Here is a 3,883-nt window from a genome sequence, read left to right as displayed (position 1 = left end):
AGCCAGTTCTCGGTGCGCCCGCCAATCGCGCCTGCCAGCACGCCGAGCGTGGTGCCGCCAATCAGCCCCATCGCCACGGCTGCGACCGCCGCCGACAGCGACTGTGACGAACCATAGATAATGCGCGTGTAGAGATCGCGGCCTAGCTGATCGGTGCCGAGCCAGTACGCGGCCTGCGGCGGCAGACGCTGCGCGCCGGGCACGCCTTCAGTCGGGCTGAAATGGGTAAACAGGCCAGGCGCAAACGCCGCCAGCAGCGCCAGCAGCATTACCCCCCACGCCAGCCATAATCCGGGCTGGATATTGAACACGCGCGGTGTGCTGATTTTTTGTCGTGCAGTTGAGTAGTCGACCAGGCTCATCGTTGGCCTCCGGCAATGGATTGCAGACGCGGATCGAACAGTGGCATCAGCGCATCGACCAGCAGGTTAATCAGCACAAACGCCAGCGCCGAAATCATCACCACCGCCTGCAACACTGCGACGTCCTGATTATTTACCGCCTGCTGCGTCAGCTGACCGACGCCGCTCAGGCCAAACACGGTTTCGGTAATCAGCGCCCCGGCGATCAGTTCACCAAGCAGCAAGCCGGCAACGTTCAGCACCGGCAGCAGCGCATTGCGCATCACGTGATGCCACAGCACATGGCTTTCGCTGGCGCCTTTGGCGCGCGCCACCGCCACGAACGGCTGGGTTGACACCTGATCGATGCTGCGCAACAGAATCTGCGCCAGCGGCGCGGAGATCGGGATCGCCACGGTAATCACCGGCAGAATCAAACCCTGCAGCGCCGACGGATTGATCACCGGAATCCAGCGCAGCTGGAAGGAGAACAGCTGAATTAGCGCGATGCCGAGCCAGAAGGTCGGCAGCGAGATAAACAGCGCCGGTACCGATTGCAGCACAGAACGCAGGAGGCGCAGCGCTGGCAAACGCGATAACGCCGCCAGCGCGAACGCGATAATCGTTGCCAGCGCAAAGCCGAGCAGCGCCAGTTGCAGCGTGGCGGGCAGGTTGCTGATCAGCTGTTCGCTGACCGGCACGCCCGCCTGCACCGAGTAACCAAAATCACCGCGCAGCATCGCCAGCAGCGTGTGCACGTACTGCTGCCAGAGCGGATTATCCGCGCCGTAAGCCAGTCGCATTTCGGCGATTTGATCCGGGCTGAGGCCCAGATCCGGATTCTGAAACTTGATCAGCACCGCATCGCCGGGCAGCACCTGCAGCAGAAAGAACGACAGGGTAAACGCGGCCCACAGCACCAAAACGCTTTGACCCACTCTTCGCAGCAGTGAACGTTGCATCATTAACCTGCCTTAGTGTTTTTCCAGCCACGCGCCGTAGAACGACGGACGACCCACAGCTTCAAAATTCACGCCTTTCAGCCAAGGCGCACCGGCAAACACCTGCGGTTCTTCGAAGATCGGAATCACATAGGCCTGATCGAGCAGATAACGCTGGGCATCGCCGGTCACCGCCAGACGCTTCGCCGGATCGACTTCCGAGGAGATAGCCAGCAACAGCGTGTTGAGCTTGTCGTCGCGGAAGTTTTGCACTTTGTCGCTGGAGCCGCCTTTCTGCAGCAGCGCATCGCGGTTTGTTGGATAGAACTGGCTCTTCACCACGTCAGGATCGGCGCGGCCCACTTCGGATACCACTAGCGGGGTTTTTAGCGGATCGAGGTTATCCAGCACGCGGCTGCCGGCATCACCGGCTTTCACCGCCAGCGCAACGCCAACCTGACGCCACTGTTGTGCCACCAGCTGCAGCACCTCTTTGTTTTGCGGCTGCGGCAGCGATTCATAAATGGTCAGCGCCAGTTTCTTGCCATCCTTCTCGCGGATGCCGTCGCTGCCCGGTTTCCAGCCCGCTTCATCCAGCAGTTTTTTCGACAACGCCGGATCGAATTTCAGCTTGTCGGCCAGATTGACGTAACCGGCCGCCGAAGTGGCGATCACCGAGGTAGCCTGCGGATAGTTTGGTGAGAACAGGGTTTGCACCACTTGCTGCGCGTTGGTGGCGTGCAGCAGCGCCTGACGTACTTTCACATCACTGACCAGCGGGTTATCCGGGCGGAAGCTGATGCTGTCGTTGACGCCACGCGTGGGCGCCGCGTAAATCGGGAAGTTTTGCTGCTGCGCCTGCTTTTCGTCGTAGGCTTGCACCTGACGAATAAAGTCGGCCTGACCGGCCAGCAGCGCGCCGATGCGCACGCTGTCTTCCGGCGTGACGATGAATTTAATGCCGTCGAGATTGGCTGGACCTTGCTGGGCGAGATTTTTCGGGCCCCATTGGTAATCTTTGCGCGCGGTTAAATCGACTTCGCGCCCGAGTTTTTCATCGCTGACCACAAACGGACCGGAACCAATAATATGACGCGCATCGCCGAGTTGATCGAAGCTACGTTGCAGCGTGCTGAGAGAAACCAGGCCCGAGCCAATCGTTGCGGTGCCCTGTAAAAAACCGGGAGACGGTTTTTTAAAATAGAATTTCACCGTCTGAGGATCAATCACTTCACTGCGGTCGTAGTTATTAATCACTTCGGATACCGGCAGGCGCTGGGCTTTATTTCCCAGACCGTAGGTATCAAAGTTTTTGGCTACCGCATTGGCATCTAAGGGCGTGCCATCGGAGAAGGTGACGCCGGGACGAATTTTAAAGGTATATTCGGTTTTATCCGCGTTGCTGCTCCAGCTTTCGGCAATCCAGGGTTCAACTTGTAATGTTTTTGGATTCTGCCACGTCAGTTTATCGGTGATTTGATTCAGAATTCCGCCATTGGGATAAAAGCCACCGGCGGGGGGATAAAGGTTGGTATGCGCCTGTTGTTCGAGATAAACCAGCGTGCCGCCTTTAACCGGCGTGTCTGCCGCGTGGGCGCTAAAAATCCCTGAGAGCAGGGCCAAACTCAACGCCTGCAAGTGAAAATGCTTAGTCATGGTGTTTCCCTTTTTTATCAATAGCCCGACGGGCGGTTTTCATCATTGAATGCCGCACACGGGAGTTGAACCAAGGAATTGCACTAAGCTTTGCTAAAAAAAATAAATAGGTGTTTGGAACGCTATTTATGGCGACCTGATTATTGCGGAACATATATTGAGGTCGCCATAAATGGCGACCCTACGGTGTTTTTTTCGTAGGGTGCGCATTCATGCGCACCTTTTTACATCACGCCCATTAAACGCGGTAACCACAGCGATATCGCCGGAATATAGGTAATTAACATTAGCACAATAAACAACATGCCATAGAAGGGCAGCATGGCGCTGACCACTTGCTCAATCTTTTGCTTGCTCACTGCGCTGGCGACAAATAATACCGTGCCAACCGGTGGCGTAATTAAACCGATGCCGAGGTTGGTTAGCATGATCATGCCGAAATGCACCGGATCGACGCCCAGCGCGGTGGCTACCGGTAACAGTACCGGGGTCAGAATCAGGATCAGCGGCGCCATATCCATTAACGTTCCCACCACCAGCAACAGCAGGTTGATACACATCAAAATCACATACTTGTTGCTGGAGAATTGGGTAAAGGATTCGGTAATGATGGTCGGTAATTGCATAAAGGTCATCACCGCACCGAAACCGGCAGCGAAGGCGATCAACACCATCACAATGGTTACCGTTTTGATGGTGCGGAATACCAGAATATGCAATTGCGTCCATTTGAAATCACGGTAAATAAACATGGTGACAAAGAACGCCCAGATGCAGGCGATGGCCGCCGATTCTGAGGCAGTGAAAACGCCCGAAAGAATCCCGCCGAGAATGATGAAGATGGTGAACAGGCCCCAAAACGCATCGAAGAAGATTTTCACCGCCTGCTTATAAGGGATGCGTTCGCCTTTTGGATATCCGCGTTTACGTGCAAAGCCAAGCCAC

3 protein-coding genes and 1 pseudogene are annotated in these 3,883 nt (G+C 56.1%); all 4 read right to left on the bottom strand.

Going from position 1 to position 3,883, the window contains the following annotated elements:
• Positions 1-362: pseudogene (locus tag RTM06_RS22710) on the bottom strand (ABC transporter permease); the annotation flags it as partial.
• Complete coding sequence (locus tag RTM06_RS22705; RefSeq protein ID WP_312184800.1) at positions 359-1,303, bottom strand: ABC transporter permease; 945 nt, start codon at positions 1,301-1,303, stop codon at positions 359-361. The gene RTM06_RS22705 and the pseudogene RTM06_RS22710, both read right to left, overlap by 4 nt.
• Positions 1,304-1,315: 12 nt before the next feature.
• Positions 1,316-2,938: a TIGR04028 family ABC transporter substrate-binding protein gene (locus RTM06_RS22700; protein ID WP_256698803.1), complete on the bottom strand. Its 1,623-nt coding sequence runs from the start codon at positions 2,936-2,938 to the stop codon at positions 1,316-1,318.
• 224 nt (positions 2,939-3,162) lie between these two features.
• A partial coding sequence (locus tag RTM06_RS22695; RefSeq protein WP_312184798.1) for a TRAP transporter large permease occupies positions 3,163-3,883 on the bottom strand: 721 nt, incomplete at its 5' end.

This window comes from Pantoea sp. CTOTU46764 (genome assembly GCF_031974595.1).
Taxonomy (GTDB): Bacteria; Pseudomonadota; Gammaproteobacteria; order Enterobacterales; family Enterobacteriaceae; genus Pantoea; species Pantoea trifolii.
The sequence above is the reverse complement of the archived record's forward strand: the minus strand, read 5'-3'. Positions and strand labels throughout refer to the sequence as shown.